General features: G+C 45.4%; 22 protein-coding genes. 12 read left to right on the top strand and 10 right to left on the bottom strand.

Going from position 1 to position 24,969, the window contains the following annotated elements:
* Positions 1-8: 8 nt before the first annotated feature.
* Positions 9-788, top strand: a complete 780-nt coding sequence (locus AC23P2_RS19490; protein ID WP_487774745.1) for a hypothetical protein — start codon at positions 9-11, stop codon at positions 786-788.
* A 164-nt stretch (positions 789-952) separates the two neighbouring features.
* Here the strand turns inward: AC23P2_RS19490 and uvrA are convergent, their stop codons facing one another.
* The 4 genes from uvrA to gcvP form a co-directional block, all read right to left on the bottom strand.
* Positions 953-3,838, bottom strand: coding sequence for an excinuclease ABC subunit UvrA (uvrA, locus tag AC23P2_RS19485; RefSeq protein WP_487774744.1), 2,886 nt, complete (start codon positions 3,836-3,838; stop codon positions 953-955).
* Positions 3,839-3,985: 147 nt separating this feature from the next.
* Positions 3,986-4,402: a CBS domain-containing protein gene (locus AC23P2_RS19480; protein ID WP_487774743.1), complete on the bottom strand. Its 417-nt coding sequence runs from the start codon at positions 4,400-4,402 to the stop codon at positions 3,986-3,988.
* 108 nt (positions 4,403-4,510) lie between these two features.
* Positions 4,511-5,470, bottom strand: coding sequence for a fasciclin domain-containing protein (locus AC23P2_RS19475; RefSeq protein ID WP_487774742.1), 960 nt, complete (start codon positions 5,468-5,470; stop codon positions 4,511-4,513).
* 180 nt (positions 5,471-5,650) lie between these two features.
* Positions 5,651-8,533 carry an aminomethyl-transferring glycine dehydrogenase gene (gene gcvP / locus AC23P2_RS19470; RefSeq protein ID WP_487774741.1) on the bottom strand — a complete coding sequence of 961 codons (2,883 nt, stop codon included), beginning with the start codon at positions 8,531-8,533 and terminating at the stop codon, positions 5,651-5,653.
* Positions 8,534-8,707: 174 nt separating this feature from the next.
* Here gcvP and AC23P2_RS19465 point away from each other — a divergent pair, with 174 nt between their 5' ends.
* Positions 8,708-10,387: a GH39 family glycosyl hydrolase gene (locus AC23P2_RS19465; RefSeq protein WP_487774740.1), complete on the top strand. Its 1,680-nt coding sequence runs from the start codon at positions 8,708-8,710 to the stop codon at positions 10,385-10,387.
* Positions 10,388-10,402: 15 nt separating this feature from the next.
* Here AC23P2_RS19465 and AC23P2_RS19460 read toward each other — a convergent pair whose 3' ends face one another.
* The 3 genes from AC23P2_RS19460 to AC23P2_RS19450 form a co-directional block, all read right to left on the bottom strand.
* The gene (locus tag AC23P2_RS19460) at positions 10,403-10,717 is read right to left on the bottom strand and encodes a HigA family addiction module antitoxin (protein ID WP_028523767.1); all 315 of its coding nucleotides are present in this window, start codon (positions 10,715-10,717) and stop codon (positions 10,403-10,405) included.
* Positions 10,718-10,729: 12 nt separating this feature from the next.
* Positions 10,730-11,008, bottom strand: coding sequence for a type II toxin-antitoxin system RelE/ParE family toxin (locus tag AC23P2_RS19455; protein ID WP_487774739.1), 279 nt, complete (start codon positions 11,006-11,008; stop codon positions 10,730-10,732).
* 65 nt (positions 11,009-11,073) lie between these two features.
* On the bottom strand, positions 11,074-11,835 hold the full coding sequence (locus tag AC23P2_RS19450; protein WP_487774738.1) for an enoyl-CoA hydratase/isomerase family protein: 762 nt from the start codon (positions 11,833-11,835) through the stop codon (positions 11,074-11,076).
* Positions 11,836-12,086: 251 nt separating this feature from the next.
* Between AC23P2_RS19450 and AC23P2_RS19445 the strand changes: the two genes are divergently transcribed.
* Positions 12,087-12,827, top strand: coding sequence for a glycosyltransferase family 2 protein (locus tag AC23P2_RS19445; protein ID WP_487774737.1), 741 nt, complete (start codon positions 12,087-12,089; stop codon positions 12,825-12,827).
* Positions 12,828-12,988: 161 nt separating this feature from the next.
* Here the strand turns inward: AC23P2_RS19445 and AC23P2_RS19440 are convergent, their stop codons facing one another.
* From AC23P2_RS19440 to polA, 3 genes are all read right to left on the bottom strand, one after another.
* Entirely contained in the window at positions 12,989-13,630 is a 642-nt protein-coding gene (locus AC23P2_RS19440; protein ID WP_487774736.1) for a thioredoxin family protein, read from the bottom strand.
* A gap of 44 nt (positions 13,631-13,674) precedes the next feature.
* Positions 13,675-14,160 (bottom strand): TlpA disulfide reductase family protein, encoded by a 486-nt coding sequence (locus tag AC23P2_RS19435; RefSeq protein ID WP_487774735.1) that lies wholly within the window; start codon positions 14,158-14,160, stop codon positions 13,675-13,677.
* Between the two features lie 202 nt (positions 14,161-14,362).
* Complete coding sequence (gene polA, locus AC23P2_RS19430) at positions 14,363-17,203, bottom strand: DNA polymerase I (RefSeq protein ID WP_487774734.1); 2,841 nt, start codon at positions 17,201-17,203, stop codon at positions 14,363-14,365.
* 120 nt (positions 17,204-17,323) lie between these two features.
* Here polA and AC23P2_RS19425 point away from each other — a divergent pair, with 120 nt between their 5' ends.
* The 9 genes from AC23P2_RS19425 to AC23P2_RS19385 all read left to right on the top strand — a co-directional run bounded on the left by AC23P2_RS19425 (position 17,324) and on the right by AC23P2_RS19385 (position 24,967).
* On the top strand, positions 17,324-19,003 hold the full coding sequence (locus tag AC23P2_RS19425; RefSeq protein WP_487774733.1) for a S41 family peptidase: 1,680 nt from the start codon (positions 17,324-17,326) through the stop codon (positions 19,001-19,003).
* Complete coding sequence (locus tag AC23P2_RS19420) at positions 19,003-19,551, top strand: acyl-CoA thioesterase (protein WP_472490174.1); 549 nt, start codon at positions 19,003-19,005, stop codon at positions 19,549-19,551. The genes AC23P2_RS19425 and AC23P2_RS19420 overlap by 1 nt, the downstream gene beginning before the upstream one ends.
* A gap of 44 nt (positions 19,552-19,595) precedes the next feature.
* Complete coding sequence (locus tag AC23P2_RS19415; RefSeq protein ID WP_028523758.1) at positions 19,596-19,934, top strand: YbaB/EbfC family nucleoid-associated protein; 339 nt, start codon at positions 19,596-19,598, stop codon at positions 19,932-19,934.
* Between the two features lie 6 nt (positions 19,935-19,940).
* Positions 19,941-20,972 carry a glycosyltransferase family 2 protein gene (locus AC23P2_RS19410; protein WP_487774732.1) on the top strand — a complete coding sequence of 344 codons (1,032 nt, stop codon included), beginning with the start codon at positions 19,941-19,943 and terminating at the stop codon, positions 20,970-20,972.
* A 98-nt stretch (positions 20,973-21,070) separates the two neighbouring features.
* On the top strand, positions 21,071-22,096 hold the full coding sequence (locus AC23P2_RS19405; RefSeq protein ID WP_028523756.1) for a rod shape-determining protein: 1,026 nt from the start codon (positions 21,071-21,073) through the stop codon (positions 22,094-22,096).
* Positions 22,097-22,207: 111 nt separating this feature from the next.
* Positions 22,208-23,056 carry a rod shape-determining protein MreC gene (mreC, locus tag AC23P2_RS19400; protein ID WP_487774731.1) on the top strand — a complete coding sequence of 283 codons (849 nt, stop codon included), beginning with the start codon at positions 22,208-22,210 and terminating at the stop codon, positions 23,054-23,056.
* Complete coding sequence (locus AC23P2_RS19395) at positions 23,053-23,556, top strand: hypothetical protein (RefSeq protein WP_487774730.1); 504 nt, start codon at positions 23,053-23,055, stop codon at positions 23,554-23,556. The genes mreC and AC23P2_RS19395 overlap by 4 nt, the downstream gene beginning before the upstream one ends.
* A gap of 216 nt (positions 23,557-23,772) precedes the next feature.
* Positions 23,773-24,402 carry a sigma-70 family RNA polymerase sigma factor gene (locus AC23P2_RS19390; RefSeq protein WP_028523753.1) on the top strand — a complete coding sequence of 210 codons (630 nt, stop codon included), beginning with the start codon at positions 23,773-23,775 and terminating at the stop codon, positions 24,400-24,402.
* Positions 24,403-24,691: 289 nt separating this feature from the next.
* Entirely contained in the window at positions 24,692-24,967 is a 276-nt protein-coding gene (locus tag AC23P2_RS19385) for a hypothetical protein (protein WP_051397970.1), read from the top strand.
* The last annotated feature ends 2 nt before the right edge of the window (positions 24,968-24,969 follow it).

Below are 24,969 nucleotides of genomic sequence, written 5' to 3'. Positions count from 1 at the left end.
CGTCTAATATGCTCAAGCGATACTTATTCTGGATGATTGGGGGACTGGCAGCTGGCCTTATCAGTTATTTTGTCTTGTTTCCGCAGGTTTGGTATTGCCAGTGGGTCGGTTACTCTGATTTTAAAGCACTTAACGCTCACTTCTACGTCAGTCCCCAATCCTCTGCCAAACACCACCAATACGCCCAAAAAGTAGTAGCTGAGGCAGAAAAAAGAATCCACAGCTTTTGGGGTGGCCGACGAGGGAATCCGACAATCATTGTTTGCTACGACCCGCACGAATATGCAAAATATTGTCACAGCGACGAAGGAGCAGGCTGTAGCATCGGAACACCGTGGGGAGCTTCTTATGTGGTGCTCAATTTGGACGGTATCAATACCGATGTCATCGCGCACGAAATGTGTCACGATGAACTTTTTACACGGCTCGGTTGGTGGAAAACCACCCAACAAATTCCGCAGTGGTTCAACGAAGGGCTTGCCTTGATGGTTGATTATCGTTTTGTAGAAAACAAACCTCCCGCCCTGCGCTACTTAGATTACAAAGATGAATGTGATTATATTTCGAGCGGTGGGCAAGTAACCCTCGCGCTTAGCGAAATTAGCTCAATGCGTGGATTTTTTACGGGACCCGAAGGCCGTGTTATGTTGGCCTACATGACTTCGGGAATGGAAGTGTCTCGTTGGCTGGCCGCCGCAGGACAACCTGCCATCCCCGCTCTCGTCAAGCACCTTCAGGAAGGGCGTGACTTTCACGACGTTTATCAGCAATTAGAAGCTCATAAATAGAGTACTAGTTAAGCCTATTTAAAGTTTTACCCGCCGATTAGCGCAGATTAAAAGCCGCAGATAAACGCTGAGGTATGCCTTCATCAAGTCCTTTTTCAGCAGACTTCTGAGGGTAAATGATAAAATTATTTACTTAACAATCTAATAAACAACCCTAGTCCGTTTTATGGGTTCATTTTCAGCTTCAAAAACTCAGCTGTGTAGTTATTTTCTAATGCCAGCATACTCTCGGGCGTACCCGCAAACGTAATGTAACCGCCCTTGTCTCCCCCTTCAGGCCCCAAATCAATAATCCAATCAGCCGATTTAATTACTTCGACGTTGTGCTCAATCACAATCACCGTATCTCCCTGATTAACAAGCGCATTGATGGATTTTAACAATTTTTGAATGTCATGAAAATGAAGTCCCGTGGTTGGTTCGTCAAAAATAAACAACGAACGCCCTTGATTAGGATTCGATTTACTCAAGAAGAAGGCCAGTTTTACCCGTTGGGCCTCACCTCCTGATAGGGTATTGGACGATTGCCCCAACTTGATGTAACCAAGTCCCACATCTTTCAAAGGTTGAAGACGTTCGGCCAATTTAGGTTCTTCTTGCTGAAAGAAATCAATGGCTTCGTCAATCGTCATATTTAAAATATCCGAAATATCGGCCGAGTTTCCATCGGGACGTTGATAACGGACATCGAGTACTTCTTGTTTGAAACGCTTTCCACCGCAACCTTCACATTTAAGGTAAATATCGGCCATGAACTGCATTTCAATTTTTACTTGGCCTTCGCCTTGGCACGTTTCGCAGCGCCCCCCCTCGACGTTGAAGGAAAAATGGGATGGTTTGTATCCTCTAGCTTTGGCCAAAGGCACATCGCTCATCATTTGGCGAATGTAGTCATAGGCTTTGATGTACGTAACGGGATTAGAACGAGACGATTTCCCAATGGGATTTTGGTCCACCATTTCTAGGTTGTCGATGCGCTCAACACTTCCCGTCAGATTGGCATATTTGCCTGCATCTTCGTTGTACTCTCCTTTTACACGCGCCAAGGCGGGGAATAAAATCTTCCGAATCAGCGTCGATTTGCCCGACCCCGATACCCCCGTCACCACCGTGAGTGTCCCCAACGGGAATTTCACGTCCACGTCTTTCAGGTTATTTTCTTTGGCTCCCGTCAACTCCAGCCAATGCGTCGCTTTCCGACGGAAGGTGGGGACGGGCACTTGGTCGCGGCCTGTGAGGAAGTCGATGGTGTGGGATCCGTTTGAATACTCGTCATTCTGCCCTCGTACCTCGTCATTATTAATATCCTCCCAGCTCCCTTGCCAAACCACTTCTCCGCCCAAATTTCCTGCATCTGGGCCGATGTCGATGATTTGGTCGGCGGCGCGCATGACTTCTTCCTCGTGCTCAACCACAATTACGGTATTTCCCATGTCGCGCAATGACTCCAGCACACTTACCAACTTTCGGGTATCACGGGGGTGAAGACCAATGCTTGGCTCGTCCAAGATGTACATTGAACCTACCAATGCACTCCCCAGCGAAGTCGCCAACTTAATCCGTTGAAATTCCCCCCCTGAAAGCGAATTAGTCAAGCGGTTGAGGGTCAAATAACCCAACCCCACGCGATCCATGTATTCCAAGCGGTTTTCAATTTCAATCAAAATTCGTTTGGCCACGCCGTATTGAAAATCGGGTAGCGTTAGGTTTTTGAAAAATTGTAACACCCCCGAAATTGGCATCAAAACCAAATCAGTAATGGAAGTACCATTTATTTTTACGTAACTCGCATCCTGGCGCAAGCGTGAGCCCCGACATTCTGGGCAGTTTGTTCGCCCACGATACCGCGATAACATCACGCGGTATTGTACTTTGTGCGTCTGCGATTCCAAATGCTCGAAAAATGCCGTTAGACCTTCAAAATAGCTATTACCCGTCCAGAGTAACGTTTTTTGTTCTTCGGTCAGCTCTTTATAAGCACGGTGAATCGGGAAATCAAAACGAATGCCGTGACGCAATAAAGGGGCCTGCCATTCGCTCATTTTTTCGGAGCGCCAGGGCGCAATTGCTCCTTCAAATACCGAAAGATTTTTGTCGGGGATAACCAGTTCGGGGTCTAAGCCCAGTACTTTTCCAAAACCTTCGCAGCGTTTGCAAGCTCCGTAGGGATTATTAAAGCTAAAGAGGTTGACGCTCGGTTCTTCAAATTTTAACCCATCCAATTCAAACTTATCAGAAAACGAACGTTTTTCTCCACCCACTACTTTTATCCAACACAGCCCTTCTCCTTCAAAAAAGGCCGTTTGCACCGAGTCCGAAAGACGGAAAAGCGTATCTTCGTCCTCGTGCTTAATGGCCGCTCGGTCCACCAAAATAAATAGCTCGGTTCCCTCCAAAGCCCCCTCAACGTTACCTTCCTCCAATAGTTCCTCAATCGAACGTGTTTCGTCATTGACCACGATTCTCGTGTAGCCTTTGGAAAGTAGAATGGTTAATTCTTGTTCGAGCGTCCGATTTTCTTTCACGATAAGCGGTGCCAAAACCATTGCCCGCGTCCCTTCCTCGTGGCCCATGAGGTAATTGACCACGTCGGTCACGGTGTCTTTGCGAACGACTTCTCCCGAAACAGGCGAGTGAGTTACCCCAATTCGGGCAAAAAGCAGTTTCAAATAATCGTAGATTTCGGTAGTAGTTCCTACCGTTGAGCGCGGATTCCGTGTATTGACTTTTTGTTCGATGGCTACCGCAGGCGAGATTCCTTTGATATAATCCACTTCGGGTTTTTCCATTCTCCCCAAAAACTGACGGGCGTAGCTGCTCAAGCTTTCGACGTACATGCGTTGACCTTCAGCAAAAAGCGTATCAAATGCCAACGATGATTTGCCCGACCCCGACACACCCGTTACGACAACGAGTTTGTTTCGTGGAATGGCCACATCAATATTTTTAAGGTTATTGACTCGCGCCCCTTTGATGAGGATAAATTTTTTGGGATCTAGTCCTTCAAAATCAGAAGAAGATACAGTCGGATTACTTGTCGTTTGATTCATTGGGCTGGTTTGCAAAACTCACAAAAGTAGGGAAAACGGCTCCGATATACTAACAATCGCTGAGGTGAGTTTTGGGGTTATAACAAAAAATCGGAGCAATTTGTCTCTTGACAAACTGCTCCGATTGAAAGAATGTTTTATTGACTATTAGTATTGCTCCAATAAGTACTTAATAACATCCGTAGTGGTCACAATTCCAACGAGTTGGCCATTTTCGACAACAGGCAGTGCGTGGTATTCTTCCGAAGCTAGAATTTCTGCCACTTCTTTAATACTCAACGCCGCCTCCACAGTACGTGGTTTTTGGGTCATTACTTGCGAAATACTGAGCATTTCCAAAATCGCTTCGTCAGCACCTTCTTGATTTTCAAATAATGAGCTGAACGTCAAACGATTTATATCTGTACTGCTAATGATTCCCACCACGTCGTGTCCTTCCAAAACTGGAACGTGCCGAATGTGATTTTTCTTTACTAAGTCAATAACATCATGCAAATCGTCTGATACTTGAACAGTGGCTACGTTTTTGGTCATGATGTGCGAAATTGGTTCTCTTCTTTTCATTGGGAGGATTGATTGATTGTGATGCCCAATAGTACCCTCTTTTTGACAGAACCTTTATGACTAATGCTACCATTACAAGGTGCTTTTTGTCATGTTTTGTTGCTATCCTTACGGTAACAATACGCGGTCAATGACGTGGATTACGCCATTAGTTGCGACCACATCGGCCGAAGTCACTGTGGCATTGTTTGTTCCGTTTCCAGCTCCGCGCACCTGTACTGTCGAGCCCAATGTCACAGTAAGTGGTGCTTGGCCTGCGGTAGTTACTGTTCCTGCCACCAAGTTAGTAGAGAAAACACGCCCCGCAACAACGTGCGCAAGTAGCACATTCGTTAATGTTGTCAACGTAGCACCGCTCGCTGCATTTATTGCGTCAATGCTATTGAAAGGAGTAGCTTGGAAAGCCGCATTGGTAGGAGCAAATACCGTGTAAGGTGAGCTACCTGTTAGCACCGCTGTGACTGTTGCACCCACTGCTGGGTTGGCCTGAATCACTTTACTGAGTGCCGCCACCAAAAAAGTAAAGTTGGTGTTTCCTTGGGCCACTTGAAGTAGATTACCCGCAGGTGGTAACAAAACACGATTGATAACGTGAATCACACCATTGTCAGCCGCCACATCGGCTGCTATCACCCTAGCTCCGTTAATCGATACCCCAGCAGTTCCTTTGGTAATGTAAGCTTTTGCTCCCCCCAAGGTAGTCACCTCCGTGTTGCTTGCCGTTGGTAGGTCGGTCGAAAGATTTTTCGTTGCCAACACATGGTACTGTAGTACTGCCTTTAAGGTATTGACATCCAAACTGTTGACAGTAGCGAGGTCTAATCCTGACGCTGTAAATGCCGCATCGTTAGGGGCAAAAACGGTCAACGTACCTGCACGCAACGCATCCGCTAATCCTGCGCGAGTCACTGCTGCCCGTAAAATTGTAAAATCATTGTTTTGAAGAACTACATCGGTAATGGTGTTTGTAGTGGGTTCATCTTTTTCACAACTCATTAAAAAGAAGCTGCTTGCTAACATTGTTAGTACCAGTGAGGCTGTTTTGAACGTTTTCCAATAGATGTTCATGGTTTTGAAAAGTTATAAGTGTAGATAATAAATTGTTTAAAGACAGACATATAACTTTTTGTTTAAGAGAAATTGTTTAACTTTTATATGAAAAAATTAAACAAAAATATTTTTGAACAAAAAAATAAGGCTTTCGAATAACTCGAAAGCCTTATTTTACAGGCACTTATGTAGCAACAACTATCCTTCTACTTGTGCGTATTCTTCTACAGGAATACACGCACAAATCAAGTTACGATCACCATAAGCCGAATCGATACGGCTGACACTTGGCCAAAATTTATTGAAACGCAAGTGTGGCAATGGAAATACTGCTTTTTCTCGGCTATACGGGCGATCCCAGTTTTCAGTCAACGCGGTGCGAACCGTATGTGGTGCATTTTTCAGTACGTTATTTGCTTTGTCAGCCACCCCTTCTTCCACTTCACGAATTTCGGCACGGATGCTCAACAATGCGTCGCAGAAACGATCCAATTCCGCTTTTGATTCTGATTCGGTAGGCTCAATCATCAGCGTACCTGCCACTGGAAACGACAAGGTTGGTGAGTGGAAACCATAATCCATCAAACGTTTGGCAAGGTCTTCGGCTTCGATACCTACGGCTTTGAAAGGACGGCAATCCACAATCATTTCGTGAGCGCAACGTCCGTTGGTTCCCGTGTACAAAATTTCAAATTGCCCTTCAGCCGATAAGCGTTGCTTGATGTAGTTGGCGTTTGTGATGGCCATTTTGGTCGCATTCGTCAATCCTTCGCCTCCCATCATGGCGATGTAGGCGTGCGAGATGGTCAGAATGCTTGCCGAGCCATAAGGTGCTGCTGAGACGGCCCCAGCCCCTTCCTTGACCTCGGTGAGGTTAACGTGCCCTGGCAAATGCGGCACCAAATGTGCTGCTACACCGATAGGCCCCATACCTGGCCCACCACCACCGTGAGGGATACAGAATGTTTTGTGCAAATTGAGGTGGCAAACGTCCGCTCCAATTGTCGCAGGACTCGTAAGTCCTACTTGCGCGTTCATGTTTGCACCATCCATATACACTTGTCCACCGTGACTGTGGATAAGTGAACAAATATCAATAATACTTTCTTCAAACACCCCGTGGGTTGACGGATACGTCACCATCAAACACGAAAGTTCGTTGCTGTATTGTTCTGCTTTCGCTTTTAAGTCTTCTACGTCAATGTTTCCGCGCTCATCGCACTTCGTCACGACTACCTTCATCCCTGCCATTACCGCCGAAGCTGGGTTTGTACCATGCGCCGATGATGGAATCAGGGCCACGTTTCGGTGACTTTCGCCGCGCGCTTCGTGATAGGCACGGATCGTCAATAAACCAGCGTATTCACCTTGCGCTCCTGAGTTTGGTTGAAGAGACATAGCGGCAAAGCCCGTAATTTCGCACAACCAATCGTTCAAGTGCTTGAACAACAGCTGATACCCTTCCGTTTGGAAAGTAGGAGCAAATGGGTGCATTTTACCAAACTCTGGCCACGTCACTGGAATCATCTCGGCTGTAGCGTTGAGTTTCATCGTACAGCTTCCCAACGAAATCATGGAGTGCACCAACGACAAGTCTTTATTTTCCAACGACTTCAAATAGCGAAGCATATCGTGCTCCGTATGATAGTTACTGAATACGGGGTGCGTCAAGTATGCGGATTGACGCGCTAAGTTCGCAGGTAACGATACTTCTACTTCATCAGGAATGCTCATTTCGATACCTTCGCCCGATGCAGTTGCAAACAAATCCAACAATTCAATCAAGTTGGCAAATGTTTTCGCTTCATCAAACGATACCCCTACCGAGCCATTGGCGTTGAAGCGCAAGTTGATACCGCGCTTACGAGACTCTTCTTCAAGCTGCTCTGCATTACGCACATTGACCGTCACCGTATCGAAGTAATTTTGAGTAGCCACTTCATAACCCATTTCCGAAATGGCATCGGCAAATGCTTTCGTTAAGCCTTGGATTTTTGAAGCAATGCTTTTCAAACCTTCTGGGCCGTGATAAACTGCATAAGCAGCAGCCATCACCGAAAGTAGTACTTGGGCAGTACAGATATTTGAGGTAGCTTTTTCGCGGCGAATGTGCTGCTCACGCGTTTGGAGCGCCATACGCAACGCACGATTTCCTTCCGTATCTACCGATACTCCAATGATACGGCCAGGAATCTGACGTTTATAAGCATCTTTGGTGGCAAAAAACGCCGCGTGCGGCCCGCCGTATCCCATCGGAACGCCGAAACGTTGGGCCGAACCAACGACCACGTCTGCCCCCATTTCGCCTGGGGCTTTCAACAACGTAAGGCTCAATAAATCGGCAGCGACTGCCACAAAAACGTTCAGTTCATGGGCCGCAGCAATAAAATCAGTATAATCAATGACCTCTCCGTCGGTGGCTGGGTATTGTACCAACACCCCAAAAATGGCAGGGTCAGTCAAATCCACCTTAGAATGGTCGCCTACTACCACATTGATTTCCAACGGAGTAGCACGCGTATAAATCAAATCTATGGTTTGTGGGTGGCAACGATCCGATACAAAAAACGTCTCCGCTTTCTTTTTGGCCCCCGTACGCAAGCTATGAAGCATTGTCATCGCTTCAGCTGCGGCCGTTGCCTCGTCCAAAAGCGACGCGTTGGCAATCTCCATTCCCGTCAAATCAATCACCGCTGTTTGGAAATTCAACAACATCTCCAATCGCCCCTGCGCAATCTCAGCTTGATACGGCGTGTAGGCCGTGTACCATGCTGGATTTTCCAAGATGTTACGCAAGATGACATTCGGGACAATCGTATCGTAGTAACCTGTACCAATGTAAGACTGGTAAATGCGGTTGAGGCGTGCTACTTTTTTCAAGTCGTTGAGGTACTCAAACTCCGACTTAGGAGCGGGCAACTCTAGCGGTCTTGCTAAGCGAATAGCGGCAGGAACGGTTTGCTCAATCAACTCATCGACGGTACTTACTCCGATGGTTTGTAGCATTTCTTGTAACTCTTCGGGACGTTGGCCGTGGTGACGGCGCTCAAAGGATTCTTGTTGGTGAAGACTGATTTTCATCCGATTTATCAGAGCGGTCTATTGTGTGTAAGATTTCGCAAAATTAGTCAAAAAAAAGGGTCTTTGTTGCGCCCTTTTCTTGGAAAAACAAAAACCAAGGGGTAAAGTTTCGCTTTTTAGGCTTATTACGTAAAACGTAAATTCGATTTCGCAACTTCTTGTTCCCCCACCCTAATGAAGAATATTTTTTATCTACTGGCTATCATTGTGTTTTTGTACTGCCCAACAGTCTATTCACAAAATGCTACTTTGCAAATCGACCTCAACAAAGAAATTGGACCTATGCAACCTGCGTGGGCTTGGTTTGGGTACGATGAGCCCAATTATACGTACATGAAAGACGGCAAAAAGCTGCTGTCTGAGATTTCAGCCCTTAGTCCTGTGCCTGTATATGTACGCGCTCACAACCTACTCACAACAGGCGACGGTACTCCCGCGCTCAAATGGGGTTCTACCAACGCTTACACCGAAGATGCCCAAGGAAATCCTGTCTATGACTGGACGATTGTGGACAAAATCTTTGACACCTACGTCGAACGGGGGATGAAACCAATGGCTCAAATTGGATTTATGCCCGAGGCACTTTCAACCAAACCTCAGCCCTATCGCCACCAATGGGCGCCTGGTCAGCACTATACTTCGATTTATACGGGTTGGACTCACCCTCCTAAAGATTACTCCAAATGGGCCGAATTGGTCTATCAGTGGGTCAAACATTCGGTGGAAAGGTACGGTAAAAAAGAAGTAGAAAGCTGGTATTGGGAACTATGGAACGAGCCCGATAGCCCTTATTGGGGCGGCACGGTGCAGGAATATTGCAAATTGTACGATTACTCAGTCGATGCCGTTAGGCGCGCATTGCCAACGGCCAAAATCGGCGGCCCTCACGTCACAGGCCCTTCTGGTCGTCGCGGTGGTGATTTTCTGAAAAAATTCTTAAAACACTGTGTTTCTGATACCAATTACGTAACAGGTAAAGTTGGCACTCCCCTTGATTTTGTTGCTTTTCACGCCAAGGGTGCCCCTAAACTCGTCAATGGCCACGTTCAAATGAACATGGGTACGCAGCTACGTGATATTTCAACGGGTTTTCAAATAGTAGCTTCGTTTGCCGAATTAAAACACTTACCCATCGTCATCGGAGAGTCTGACCCCGAAGGCTGCGCAGCCTGTGGCATGAAAACCGACCCGCAAAATGCTTACCGCAACGGCACGATGTATTCAAGCTACACAGCCGCGTCGTTTGCCCGAAAATACGCCTTGGCCGACCTCCATCAGGTCAATTTCAAAGGGGCAGTATCGTGGTCATTTGAATTTGAAGATCAACCGTGGTTTTATGGATTTCGTGATTTAGCCACCAACGGCGTGGATAAACCCGTGCTGAACGTGTTTCGGATGTTTGGTAAAATGGGCGGTAAACGTGTCGAAGTCAGTGGAAATATGATGTATCCGACCCTCACGGTGCGAGACTCAAGTGTACGAAGAACTACTCCTGACATCGGTGGCTTGGCAGCCAAAGACCACCGTAAAGCCACCGTACTTTTCTGGAATTACCACGATGATGACGTTCCTTCCGCTGCTTCTTCGGTGCAGTTAACGTTTGACCATCTTCCAGCCAAAAAGGTAAAAATCACCCAATACCGCATCGACAGTCAACACAGTAATAGCTATGAAGTATGGAAAAAAATGGGCTCTCCTACCAACCCTACTTCCGAACAAATAAAAGAGCTTGAGAAAGCGGGGCAGTTAGCGCAGCTAGGCGCACCTCAAACCCAAACCGTTCAAAATAATCAACTCGTAGTCACTACTTCCTTAGAGCGTCAAGGAGTAGGATTGGTAACGTTAGAGTGGTAATGATTAGAGCTATTTTTATGCAGGCTGTACAGTTTTCCACTCTTCCCAAAAATGGCGAATCTTTGAGCGATTTACGGTTTGTTCTGCGTGCCAAAGTTCATAGTTTTTTTGCAAATTCACCCAAAACTGTGGTGTATTGCCAAACGCTTCGGCCAACTTTACTGCCATCTCGGGGCTAATACCCGCTCGTCCATTGACAATAGCTGATAAATTGGCGCGAGCAACCCCTAACCCTTCGGCTACTTCCGTGATGGTTAAATTATGCTCGTTAATATAATCCTCACGTAAAATTTCGCCTGGATGCACTGGTGGTAAATTACGTTTTAACATGGTTGTCTCTTTTTAGTGATAATCTAAAAAATCTATGTCGTGTATATCCCCCCCTTCAAATCGAAAAACAATCCGATAGTTAGGGGTAACTTTGATAGACCAAAAATCTACCAAATCGCCTGTGAGCTTATGGATACCAGAACCCATTGCTTGAATGTCATCAACCGATGAAACCGCGTCTAACTGATCTAAAATACGGTTAATCTTGCGCAAGTATTGGGGTGGTAGCTTCGCACTGTTGCCCTCAGTATAATATTGAAACAAGCCTTTGTGGCGAATAGACTGTATCATACTTGTTTTGTAATGTGTAATATTACGCATTACAAACGTATTTTCAAAAACAACAAATCAATACCCTACTTATTCTTCTCAAAATTCCGCAGAAACTCCTCGCGGTCGGTGATTTTAAAATCAGCCTGCCATTCGTATTCTAGTCCTCGGTGGAGGCCGTGTTGAGCCCCAAAATAGTACATATTTTTCATGGCGGCGATGGTCTGAGCTGAGTTGCCTTTTATTTTTTCAATCACTTGATTAACGGTGCTGTCCAACTCCGTCAAGGGTACCGATTTATTCACTAAGCCTATCCGCTCAGCCTCTTTACCCGATACAGGTTGAGCCGTAAACGAGAGCTCCATCGCCTTCATTAAGCCTACTTTTTGTTGGAGGCGTTGGGTCATTCCCCATTTGGGCGCAATTCCCCACTTTGTATGTGTGTCACCGATTTGGGCCTCGTCGGCCGCATACACTAAATCAAAGGCAAGCATCAGTTCAGTAGCGCCCGTGTAACAGTGGCCATTGACTTGGGCAATGGTGACTTGAGGCATGGCTTGCAGCGTCAGAATAAAAGCCGCGCCCATTTCCATTACTTCAAAGTTAGAAAAGTGCCCTCCTTCAATGCTTTCATTCAGCGCTTTTAGGTCAACTCCTGCCGACCAAGCTCGCCCTTCTCCTGTAACAATAAAAACTTTAATCGCCTCATCCAATGACACTTTTCTCGCCACATCTGCTAATTCGGCGATGAGATTCGGACTCAGTGCATTCAACACTGACGGGCGGTTGAGGGTTACTTTGGCTACGCCTGCTTCTTGCGAAAAGAGAATATCTTGGTAGGTTGTCATATTTTTCTTGATTAATCTTTCTTAAATATCTGTATTTCTAACCGTAAAACGCTCATTTGCTGGCACATTTTTAGCTAGATTATTTACGGGGTAAAACAATTTTGGCGCTTAAAATCGTTTCTAAACTTGAAGAATCAGCCCTCCGAGACATTTTAATCGTAACTTTGCGGCCTCATTTACTCCAAATCTATAAGTTTTGGCAAACCTTATAGGTTTTAAAAAAAGCATCGAACTGAAAACAAACTTCTTTAATGTATAAAGGAAAAAAAGTAATTATCGTTATGCCCGCATACAAAGCGTCGCAAACGTTAGAAAAAACCTACCGAGAAATCCCGTTTGATTTGGTAGATGATATTATTTTAGTCGATGATGCTAGTCCAGACAACACCGTTGAAGTAGCCGAACGGCTGGGAATCAAACACGTCATTCGCCACGATAAAAACAAAGGCTACGGTGGCAATCAAAAAACGTGCTACACCAAAGCCCTTGAGCTAGGCGGTGACATTGTCATCATGCTTCACCCTGATTATCAATACACTCCGCTGTTATTAACGGCTATGATTTCAATTATTGGAAATGGGCTGTATCAAGTCGTGTTTGGATCGCGTATCTTAGGGAAAGGCGCCCTCAAAGGCGGAATGCCTCTATATAAGTACATCGCCAACCGCATTTTGACGTTGACTCAAAACATTTTGATGAACCAAAAACTCTCCGAATACCACACAGGCTACCGTGCGTTTTCGGGGGAAGTTTTGCGGAGCGTTCCTTTTCAAAAATGCAATGATGACTTTGTTTTTGATAACGAAATGATTGCCCAAATTTTCTGGAAAGGCTACGAAATTGGCGAAGTAACTTGTCCTACCAAATACTTTGAAGAGGCGTCGTCTATCAATTTCCAACGAAGCATGAAATACGGCTTTGGCGTTTTAGGAGTATCAAGCCGCTATTTTTTGGCAAAAATTGGACTTTGGAAATGGGATTTGCTGGACTAAGTTTAGAATGACGAATAAGTAGTGCAACAAGCGCGGTTGTGAGCAACCGCTGACACACTGAGTGCCTCTGGTTGCTCACAACCATATAAAAACAAAAAAGGGCAGCTTGTAGCTGTCCTTTTTGTTCACTGTCGACTGTAAAATATAGACTACCAATTGTTTTAAGCGTCTTTCCAACCAATCGCGCATCCTACGGCTTTGGTATGGGTCACTACGACGGGTTTACCCGCCAAAATGTTGTTGACTGCATCTTCCACGTAGCGTTTTGTAACGCCAGCGGGGTCTTGGTAATTATCATCTATGGTGCCAATGTATTGTACCGTGAATTTAGCATTTTCATTTCGTAAAACAAAAACATGTGGCGTACGAGTAGCTCCAAATGCTTTGGCCACGGCCTGCGTTGCATCTTGTAAATAAGGGAAAGTATAGCCTTTTTCCGTCGCTCGCTTCTTCATATTCTCCATCGACTCGTCTTCGTAATCCGAGGCGTCATTAGAATTAATTGCCACGACGGAAAAATTGAGTGCGGCATATTTTTTATCCAGCGCAATGATGCGCTCTTCGTAGGCTTTGGCAAAGGGGCAATGGTTGCAGGTAAACACCACAATTACGCCTTTTTTGTCTTTGTAATCCGACAAACTTACGGTTCCTCCTTTGGCATTTTGCAGCTTAAACTCGGCTACAGTTCCCCCAATCGGATACCCTACGGATGAAGCCTGTGCGCGTTGCTGATGGAACAACAACGTCGTGGCTATACCTACTGTCAACGCTGCGAATAGTGTCGCCCAAAATTTATTTTTCATGGTCGTTGGTATGTTTGCCATTCTGACGAAATCTAGTTAAAAAGTCACAGAAAATCAGAGAGTTCCTTTTCCAAACGGAGGGCGTCAAGTTTTTGTTCAATAAACACTTTTTTTCCCTTTGCATTGTTGAAAATCAGGGTGGCAGGAATGGCACCTGACCATTCTTTACTCACCTTTTCAATCCAGCTATTGGCGTCGGGTTCATTGAGCAACCATACCTGCGATGTTAGCTTTCGTTCGGCGACAAACGGAATCACTCTCGTTGTTAATTCTCTAGCAAAATCCATGCTAATTAACACTACTTTAAGCTTCTGTTTCAGGTATTTCTGTTGAGTTTGCTCAAAATACGGCAATTCCGTCACGCAAGGTTTACACCACGTTGCCCAAAAATTCAGTACGTAGGTAGTATCGCTTTTTTGGGTAAAAAGACTATCCACCGCTGCCCATTTTACTAAAGGCACTTGCTGGGCTCTTCCTACCATTTGCACGCCTACTAACAATATACCTACAATCCAGCCTTGCACCTTCATATACCTACTTGATTTGTAGTTCCATTAAGCTTCTATCAAATGTCTCGGTCGGGTTTTGAGAAACCCTCTTCACGATACTCAATACGTCGGGTTGTGAGCAACCCTCCACACGACAATCTCGGTCGGGTTTTGAGCAACCCGATTCGCGACAATGATGCCCAAGTAAATACGTGATTTTTACTCACATTTACAAATGCCTTTTTTAGTGGGCTTCCAACCAGTTGAGTCCCTTTCCAATCCCCGTTTCCATTTTTACGGGCAATGGAATCGCATTGACCATCAACTCATTTACGTGGTAGCTCAGTTTTTCGATTTCATCGCGGTGCGCATCAAAGACCAATTCGTCGTGCACCTGCAACAACATGCGCGATTGTAACTTTTCACGTTTCAGAAAATCGTGAATATTAATCATCGCTACTTTAATCATGTCTGCTGCTGAGCCTTGAATCGGTGCGTTAATCGCGTTTCGTTCAGCAAAACCGCGCGTTGTTTGATTTTGTGAATCGATATCGGCCAAATAACGCCGACGGCCCAAAATTGTTTCAACGTATTTTTGTTCGCGGGCTTTGTTAATCACCATGTCCATATAAATCTTTACGGCAGGAAATTCTTGGAAGTAGGCTTTAATAATCTCGCTTGCTTCGCCTCGGGCAATCCCCAAGCGTTGTGCCAAACCAAAAGCCGAAATACCGTAAATAATACCAAAATTGACCATTTTGGCCTTCCGTCGCATATCCGACGTTACTTCTTCTAAACTTACTTTAAATACTTTACTAGCCGTACTTGCGTGGATATCAATGCCGTTGTTGAAGGCTTCTAGCATGGTGGTATCTTGACTAAAAGCCGCCATGATGCGAAGTTCGATTTGTGAGTAGTCCGCCGACAAAATCACATAATCTTCATTTCTAGGAATAAAGGCTTTCCGAATTTCACGTCCACGCGGTGTACGAATCGGGATGTTTTGCAGATTGGGATTGGTACTACTCAAACGCCCCGTTGCAGCGACTGCCTGATTGAACGAAGTATGAATTCGTCCCGTCGAAGGATTGATAAGCTGCGGCAGCGCATCCACGTAGGTCGATTTTAGTTTTTGTAACTCACGGTAATCTAAAATCTTACGCGCAATTTCGTGCTCCGATTCCAGATCCGACAAAATATCTTCTCCCGTAGCGTATTGTCCCGTTGCTGTTTTCTTGGGGTTTTTGACCAACTTCATTTTTTCAAACAAAATCACCCCCAGTTGCTTCGGCGAGCCAATATTAAACTCCTCTCCTGCCAATCCAAAAATCTCTTGCTCAACTTGCTTCATGTCGATTTCCAATACGCCCGACATTTCGGATAAAACGTTGGTATCTACTCTTATCCCTTCGCGTTCCATCGCTGCCAAAACGGGCACCAACGGCACTTCTACGCCTTTGAATAGCTTTTCGGCTTGGTTCTCGACCAAAAGCGGCTGTAGTTTGTGCTTGAGTTGGAGGGTAATATCGGCGTCTTCGGCGGCATATTCCACCAACTTTTCGATGGCTACATCCCGCATAGTCAACTGTTTAGGGCCTTTTTTACCAATAAGCGCCTCAATCGCCACGGGTTCGTAGTTGAGATAGGCATTGGCCAAAGCATCCATGTTATGGCGCTTGTCGGGTTCAATGAGATAATGCGCCAACATGGTATCGTACAACGGACCACGAACTTCTACTCCATAATTTTGCAGAATCAACATATCGTATTTGAGGTTCTGCGCTATCTTTTCAATCTTCTCATTTTCAAGAATTTCTCGAAAATCTTCCACAATAACTTGCGCTTCGGCACGGTCGGCTGGTACAGGTACATAAAACGCCTCTCCTTCACGGTAAGCAAACGCCAACCCTACCAATTCGGCATCAACGGCGTCCACAGAGGTGGTTTCAGTATCAAAACAGAAAGATTCTTGCAAACTCAAATAATACGCCAACGATTGACGAAGCTCGGGGGTATTCACCAAATGATAGCGGTGGGCCGTGGTAGCCACTGTACGGCGCTCACTGCTCGTTTCTGGTGTAGTGGTGGGTATGCCAGCCGAAGCAGACTCAGTTGGCTTACTCACAGAAGGCGCTGCTGTTGGCGCTTCACCAAACAGGTTCAATTGACCTGTTTTATTAGCAGCGGGAATGGCCACGGGGGCTTCTGTTTCGCCCAGAAGGCGTTTTTTGAGGGTTTTAAACTCCAACTCATCCAACAACGACGAAAGTAGCTCACGGTTAGGCTCGCACATGCGCAAATCTTCCTCTTCAAAAGCAATCGGCACGTTAATATCAATCGTCGCCAATTGTTTTGACAACACCGCTAAGTCTTTGCCTTCAATGACTTTTTCTTTGAGTTTACCTGCGAGCTTATCAGTATTAACGATCAGGTTTTCGACCGACCCAAACTCTGCGACGAGTTTCTGCGCCGTTTTTTCCCCAACCCCAGGAATTCCAGGAATGTTATCGGAAGCATCTCCTTGCAGCCCCAACATATCCACCACTTGACTAATGTCGCTGATTCCCCACCGCTCGCACACCTCCTTAGGCCCCATAATCTCCACTCCTTTTCCCGAAATAGCAGGTTTGTAAAGATAGATGTGCTCTTCCACCAACTGCCCATAGTCTTTGTCGGGGGTCATCATAAAAACCTCAAACCCTTCGCGAGCGGCTTTTTTGGCAAGTGTCCCAACTACGTCGTCGGCTTCGTAGCCTTCCATTTCCAAGATAGGAATACACATTGCCTTGAGTAGCTGTTTTACGTACGGAACCGCCGTTGTAATGTCTTCGGGTTGTTCTTGACGCTGTGCTTTGTAGGCTTCAAATTGCACATGTCGAAAAGTAGGCTTTGGTGTATCAAAAGCCACCCCAAGGTGGGTCGGTTTTTCATCTTTTAATACTTCTAATAAGGTATTGGCAAAACCAAAAATAGCACTGGTATTTAACCCTTTAGAAGAAATTCGAGGATTTTTAACAAACGCAAAGTGAGCACGGTAAATCAGGGCAAAAGCGTCTAAGAGAAATAATTTTTTTTCGGGTTTCATGGGGTGTTTGAATGTATATTAGCTACAAATAACGCAAAGTTTGGAGAGATTTTTGAAGTTTGTAAACTACCTTTTGCCTTTGTTCGTTACTTTAGGTGTTTTTTAAGATAAAATAAGCAAATGGAAAATCCCATACAAAACGACCGTTGGACAGTTCGTTTACCCATTTTATTGAGTGTTACCCTTGCCGCAGGCATGTTATTAGGTGCTACTTTTTTTGGTGGCAGCAAGGGAATTGCCGATGTAGCCAGAGGACACACCAAGTTTAAGGAGGTGCTACAACTCATTGATAACAACTACGTTGACACCGTCAACACCGACGAGTTGGTGGATTATTCCATCACCAAAATGCTCGAAAAACTCGACCCTCACACTTACTATTTTAACCCCAAAGATGCCGTAGCTGCCCGCTCACAACTCGAAAGTGGTTTTGATGGCATCGGTATTGAGTTCAACCTTTACAAAGATACCGTTTACGTCGTAACGCCACTGGTAGGTGGCCCTTCGGAAGCCGCTGGTATTCAGAGCGGCGACAAAATTCTCAAGGTCAATAACGATATTTTTACGGGCAAAAAAGTGGATAACGCCTTTATTTTTTCCAAACTCCGTGGGCCACGCGGTAGCGAGGTTAAAATCGAAATTTTGCGCCGTGGTGTACCAAAACCACTATCGTTCTTACTTCGCCGCGACCGCATTCCAACCTTCTCAGTCGATGCCGCTTACATGATGGACAAAGAAATCGGCTATGTCAAAGTTACGCGTTTCTCGGAGTCAACCTACGATGAGTTCAAAAACGCCGTGAGTTCGCTCAAAACCCAAGGCATGAAAAAACTCATGCTCGACCTCCGTGGCAACCCTGGCGGATACATGGACCGCGCAACCAACATGGTGGACGAGTTGTTGGCGGGTGATAAATTGATTGTTTATACCGACGGCAAAGACGACCGCTACGACCGCCAAACCCGCGCCAAAAACGCAGGGATGTTTGAAAATGGCAGCGTGGTGGTGCTCATCGACGAAAGCAGTGCTTCGGCTTCTGAAATTGTGGCAGGGGCACTCCAAGACCACGACCGCGCGCTTATCGTCGGACGCCGTTCGTTTGGAAAAGGCTTAGTGCAAATGCCCGTCAACCTTTCAGACGGCTCCGAACTGCGTCTAACCATTTCGCGTTACTACACGCCAAGCGGTCGTAGTATTCAAAAACCGTACAAGATGGGTGATTTGGAAGGTTATGAAAAAGACATCAAAAATCGTTTCGAACACGGCGAGTTATTTGTTTCTGACAGCATCAAAAATAACCCTAAACTTCAGTATCGCACCGACGCTGGACGCGTTGTGTACGGTGGAGGGGGCATTACGCCCGACGTATTTGTACCACGCGATACCAGCATGATGTCGCCGTATTTGTACGAGTTGTTCGCCAAAAATACGGTACGGGATTATGCCCTCAACTACGTCAATCAAAATCGCAAACAGTTTGAAAAACAAACCTTTGCAGAGTTTTTGAAAAGCTATAATGTCACCGATGCCGATTTGAACGGCGTGGTTAAAAACGCTACCGCCGACAACATCAAGTTCAACGAAAAAGAGTTCAGCCGTTCTAAGCCTTACATTCGTACCTACCTCAAGGCACTTATTGCCCGTTATGCTTACCAAAAACGTGATAAAGGTGGCCTCAACAATGAGTTTTACCAAGTCATGTCAAACACCGACGAAGGTATCCGTAAGGCATCAACCCTTTTTGACGAAGCCGAAAAATTGGCCAAAGGGAACGTAAGCTTAAAAGACGCCAAAAAATAATGACGCCCAAATCAGTCGCAAGCTCACAGGTAACCATTACGGAGTTAATGATTCCTTCGTACGCCAATTTTGGAGGTAAAATTCACGGGGGAATCTTGCTTTCGCTCATGGACAAAGTCGCCTATGCCTGTGCGTCCAAACACGCAGGCACGTACGTGGTGACGGTGTCAGTTGATGGCGTTAATTTTCTTCAACCTATTGAAGTGGGAGAACTCGTTTCGTTGCACGCTTCGGTCAATTACGTGGGGCGAAGCTCGATGGTGATTGGCATTCGGGTCATTGCCGAAAACGTCCGCTCAGGTACCCAAAAACACACCAATACCTCGTATTTTACGATGGTTGCCAAAGACGACAATGGCAAACCTACCGAAGTTCCTCCGCTGTTGCTAGACTCCAAAGAAGACATTCGACGGTTTTTGGAAGCCATCAAACGACGTGAGCTAAAAAACCTCTATGCCGACGAGTTCGACAACGAGAAAACGCGCTTGAGCGTGGAAGAAAACCTCCATTTGCTAGAAAAAGAACGTTGTGTAATCGCCCAAAGGTAAGCCGACATTGTGTATCTTTGCGCACTTAAAAATCAGAAAAAACTATGTTTGGAGATATGATGGGAATGCTTGGAAAGGTAAAGGAATTCCAAGCCAAAATGAAAGAGGCTCAAGAAAGCCTTGGCCAATTGAGCGAGTCGGCCGAAGCAGGTGCGGGCATGGTGAAAGTCACCATAAACGGCCGCAAACAAGTCACTAGCTTGACCATTGACCCCGATTTGATGAAACCCGAAGACGCCGAAGTAGTACAAGATTTAATCATTGCGGCGGTGAATCGGGCGATGGAAAATATCGAAGAAAAAATTAAAGCGCGAATTCAGGAATCAACGGAAGGCGTTTTGCCCAACATTCCAGGGTTGGACTTGAGCAAATTCATGAAATAATACGCAATGGATAAAATCGCCATTGTCATTTTGAATTACAACGGGAGAAACTTTCTTGAAAAGTTTCTCCCGTCTGTTATTGCACATTCGGAATCTTACCCGATTTACGTAGCTGATAGTGCTTCCAAAGACGATTCAGTCGCTTGGACGCGGGCGCACTATCCCAGCGTTCGGTTGATAGAACTTCCGCAAAACCGAGGCTATGCGGGTGGCTATAATGCCGCTTTGGGCCAAATTGAGGCTGAATATTACGTTTTACTCAATTCTGACGTCGAAGTCACTGCCAACTGGCTCGCTCCGATGGTACAGTTTTTGGACATTCATCCCAACGTTGGCGCTTGCCAGCCCAAGCTACTGGCTTACCACGATAAAACGCAGTTTGAATACGCAGGAGCTGCGGGTGGGTTTATGGATTGGCTAGGTTTTCCTTACTGCCGTGGGCGGATGTTTGACCATTGCGAAACCGATAAAGGCCAGTACGATACCCCAATGCCCATTTTTTGGGCGTCGGGGGCATGTTTGTTTATTCGAGGGCATTTATTCCACAAACTTGGCGGCTTCGACGAGGACTTTTTTGCCCACATGGAAGAAATCGACCTCTGCTGGCGTTTGCACACGGGCGGTCACGAGATTTATTGCCTTCCTCAATCGACGGTCTATCACGTCGGTGGAGGTACGTTACCGCCTTCTAACCCCTTCAAAACCTACCTCAACTACCGCAACAGCCTTGCGATGCTCTACAAAAACTTACCGTCCAATAACCGTTTTGGCATTATTTTTTGGAGATTAGTTGTGGATGGAATTTCGGCGGTTCGGTTTATACCAAAAGGTGAGTGGGCTAACATTTGGGCTATCATTCGGGCTCATTTTGCGTTTTATGGGTGGATTGGACGGAATTTATCGCAGAAGCGAGAAAAAATTATTCGAGAAATCGGACAACCAAAAGAGGCTCATTCCCTGCCTATTGCGCCCAAGAGTGTGATTTGGGGCTATTTTGTCAAAGGTCAGAAAACGTTCGACTCATTTTCAAGACCTTAATCAAAAAAATTACTTGTTTTATATTCTGCCAAAAAGCCGATAAAATCCTTTAATTTTGCGGCTTATAAAACTTTAGTCACTCTGCGAAAGCAAACAATATGGCATTATTTGATTTTTTAACGAGCGAGATTGCAATTGACTTAGGAACGGCCAATACCCTGATTATCCATAAGGATAAAATTGTGGTGGATGAGCCTTCCATCATTGCTTTGGACAAGAACAACGGGAAGGTGCTGGCGATTGGTCACAAAGCGATGCAGATGCACGAAAAAACCAACGAAAATATAAAAACCATCCGCCCGTTAAAAGACGGTGTAATTGCCGACTTTACCGCCGCGGAATTGATGATTAGAGGAATGATTAAGATGATTGCACCAAACAATCGCTTTTTTACGCCTTCGCATCGAATGGTTATTTGTATTCCTTCGGGTATCACCGAAGTAGAAAAACGGGCCGTAAAAGACTCAGCCGAGCACGCAGGTGCCAAAGAAGTCTATATGGTTCACGAACCGATTGCAGCTTCTATTGGAATTGGTATCGACATCACTCAACCTAACGGTACCATGATTGTCGATATTGGTGGAGGAACGACCGAAATCGCCGTGATTGCCCTTTCGGGTATCGTGTGCGAGCAGTCGATTCGTATTGCGGGCGACGTTTTCACCAAAGATATTGTGGATTACATGCGCCGCGAGCACAACCTTCTCATCGGAGAACGTTCGGCTGAGCAAATCAAAATTGAAGTTGGTTCGGCTTTGCCAGAATTGGACAGCCCTCCAGCTGACTTCGAGATTCGTGGACGTGACCTTATGACGGGTATTCCAAAAGAAATCAAAGTAACCTACAGCGAAATTGCTTACGCCCTCGACAAGTCGATTTCTAAAATCGAAGAAGCGGTGATGAAAGCCCTCGAAATTTCGCCCCCAGAACTTTCTGCCGATATTTATACCAACGGTATTCACCTCACGGGTGGTGGAGCGTTGTTACACGGTTTGGACAAGCGCCTTGCAGCCAAAACCAAACTTCCTATTCACGTTGCCGACGATCCACTCAAGGCAGTTGTAAAAGGAACAGGCGAAATCCTGAAAAATTTAGAATTGTATAAATCGGTATTGATTCAGTAATTATTCGGATAGTGTATAGTCCATAGTCAATGGTCGATAGTCCACAGTATGCTTACTATTGACTGTGGGCTATCGACTATGGACTGCTGACCATCGACTGTCAACCAACAAATGCTCCAACTATTTGAGTTTATTGGGCGTAACCGCAATTTTATCCTCTTTGTTTTGTTAGAGGTGTTCAGTTTTTGGTTGCTTGTCAATAACAACAACTACTGGAGTGTTGAGTATTTTAATACAGCTAATACCCTGAGTGCCAAGAGCCTTGAATTGTCTAACGCAGCGCGCGAATACACCAATTTACGGGATGTAAACGCGGCCTTGGCCGAAGAGAACCGCCGTCTCAACGAGCTGATTACCAAACTCCAACAACAAAAACCCGCCAATGCCCCAGTAGGTTACCAAGCAGATTCTGCCTTTGCCAATCGGTATAAATTTGTGACGATTGCCAAGGTCATTGAAAACAGTACGCACCGAGCTGACAATTACTTGACCATCGACAAAGGCTATGCCGACGGCATCAAAGAAGGCATGGGCGTTGTATCGGCGACGGGCGTAGTGGGTAAGGTCAAAATTTGTAACAAAAAATTCTCAGTCATCACCTCCATTCTGCACTCGCAGTTTATGGTTTCTACCAAGCTACTCCGCAGTGGTGACCAAGGAACGGCCAAGTGGGAAAATAATACCACGCCTTCCCTCATTCAGCTGAAGGACATTTCTCGTTATACCACCATCATGAAGGGCGATACAGCAGTAACTTCTGACCAAAACGTCGTTTTTCCACCTGGAATCGCCGTTGGTATTGTAAAATCGTTTCGTGTAGCGCCTGACCAAGCATTTTTTGACATCGACCTCAAACTTTCTACCGACTTTTCGAAGATTTCGTACGTGTATTTGGTAGAAAACAAATTATTGGAACAACAACAGTCGCTTCAAGAAAGCCTCACTCCAAAACGCAAATGAACCCAACCGAAATCATACGCACTGTCGTCAGATGGCTCGTGTACGTGTTGCTCCACATTTTTGTCGCACGTCACTTGGTGTTGTTCGACTATGCGTTCTGTTTTATTTACGTAGGCGCTATTTTATTCTTACCGATTGAAATCAACCTCACGGCGTTATTGTTCATTGGTTTTTTTACGGGTGTTATTATCGATACCTTCGACAACACCCTGGGGCTTCATACCTCAGCCTCCGTGCTAATTGCCTACCTTCGTCCTATTATTATTAAATATCAGCTTGGGCAAAAGCTTACAGAAGGCCGTCTTCAGCTATCCATTAAAGAGTTGGGCTTCCCCACTTTTTTGTCCTACATCCTGATGCTGATTTCCATTCACCACATGGTGTTGTTTTTGGTTGAAGCAGGTAGCCTCCGTTTATTCCCTTATACCTTCTTAAAAATCGTGTGCAGCCTTGTGTTTACAACAATCACGATTATTCTAACGCGCCTTTTTTCTCGTTAACCTTCGCTTATTTTTCACTGACATTTTGTCCCACTTTTCATTTTCCAAAACCATTGGAATAGTTTTTGACGTATATTAGTACGAACTAATCTGGGAACATTTATCAACAATTAATCACAAAAAAATAACCTTTCATGGGTTGTTTTTGTTGATTGAAGAAAGATGATTTGCGGAGAAGGGTGATGGTTTGTTAAAATTCGTAAATTTACGGCAGCCATGTCAGTCATTATGTCAGAAGAAATCGAAGAAATACCTTTAGCCGCCTCCGAAACGTCGTACAGCGATACAGAGCGCAACGACATCTTCAACCGCGAGTTTATGCCCCACATAAACTCCATGTACAACTTTGCCTTTAGGCTAACCATGGACGAGGACGATGCAAACGACCTTGTCCAAGATACCTATTTAAAAGCTTTCCGTTTTATTTCTTCCTTCGAGCGGGGAACTAATGCCAAAGCGTGGTTGTTCAGAATCCTGAAAAACAGTTTTATCAACGACTACCGTAAGCGTAGTAAGGAACCTTCTAAAGTCGATTACCAAGAAGTAGAGACTACCTACAACTCGGAAGAAGCCGCAGAAGTTGACCATACGACCGACTTGCGCGTCGAGACTGTCCAAGACATGATTGGCGACGAAGTGGCTACGGCCCTCAATTCGTTGCCCGTCGATTTTCGTACGGTGATTATCCTTTGTGACATCGAAGGGTTTACCTACGAAGAGATGGCTAAGATTCTGGATATTCCTATTGGTACAGTTCGTTCTCGTCTGCACCGTGCTCGGAATCTCCTCAAAGACAAACTCAGGACGTATGCCGCTTCTATGGGCTACGATACTGACGAAGATTAGCAATCATAATCACCCTTTTCTTGCGGGCTAACGCGTAGAAAAATCACCAAAAGCAGACACCCAAAATGTTTGCTCATAAACATTTGTGTTGTTGGTGAACGATTTGCTTGGTTAAATTGGTTTAGTTTGAATAACAGGGAGATTAGAAAATAAAAAGTCGTTTACACTGCCCAACAGGAAGCTCAGAAGTATTCGTGAACTTTTTCTTTGAAGAATTCCTTTTTATAATAAATAATAAAAAAACAGAAAGATTCAAAGAATTCATTGAACCTTTACAATAGTATTGGATATGCAATCGTCACCTTCTGCCACAGAGAACACGAAGTATCAGAAAGAGTACTGCGAGCACCACGCAGAGTGTCTGAAAAAGATTCAGGCGGTCTTAGATGGAGGAGCAACCGAGGACGAGAAGGATCACTTCCGACAGAACATGGACCACTGCTTGCATTGCATCAAAATGTATCACCTCGAAAAGTGCGTTAAAGAATCTCTTCAATCGAAAATTGATAAACGCCTTTGCCCCGACAATCTCGTCGCTACAATCAAAGCCAAACTCAATATATAATA

This window comes from Runella sp. R0.1_18 (assembly GCF_057652155.1).
Note: the sequence above shows the minus strand (reverse complement) of the source record. Positions and strands in the feature narration are given on the sequence as shown.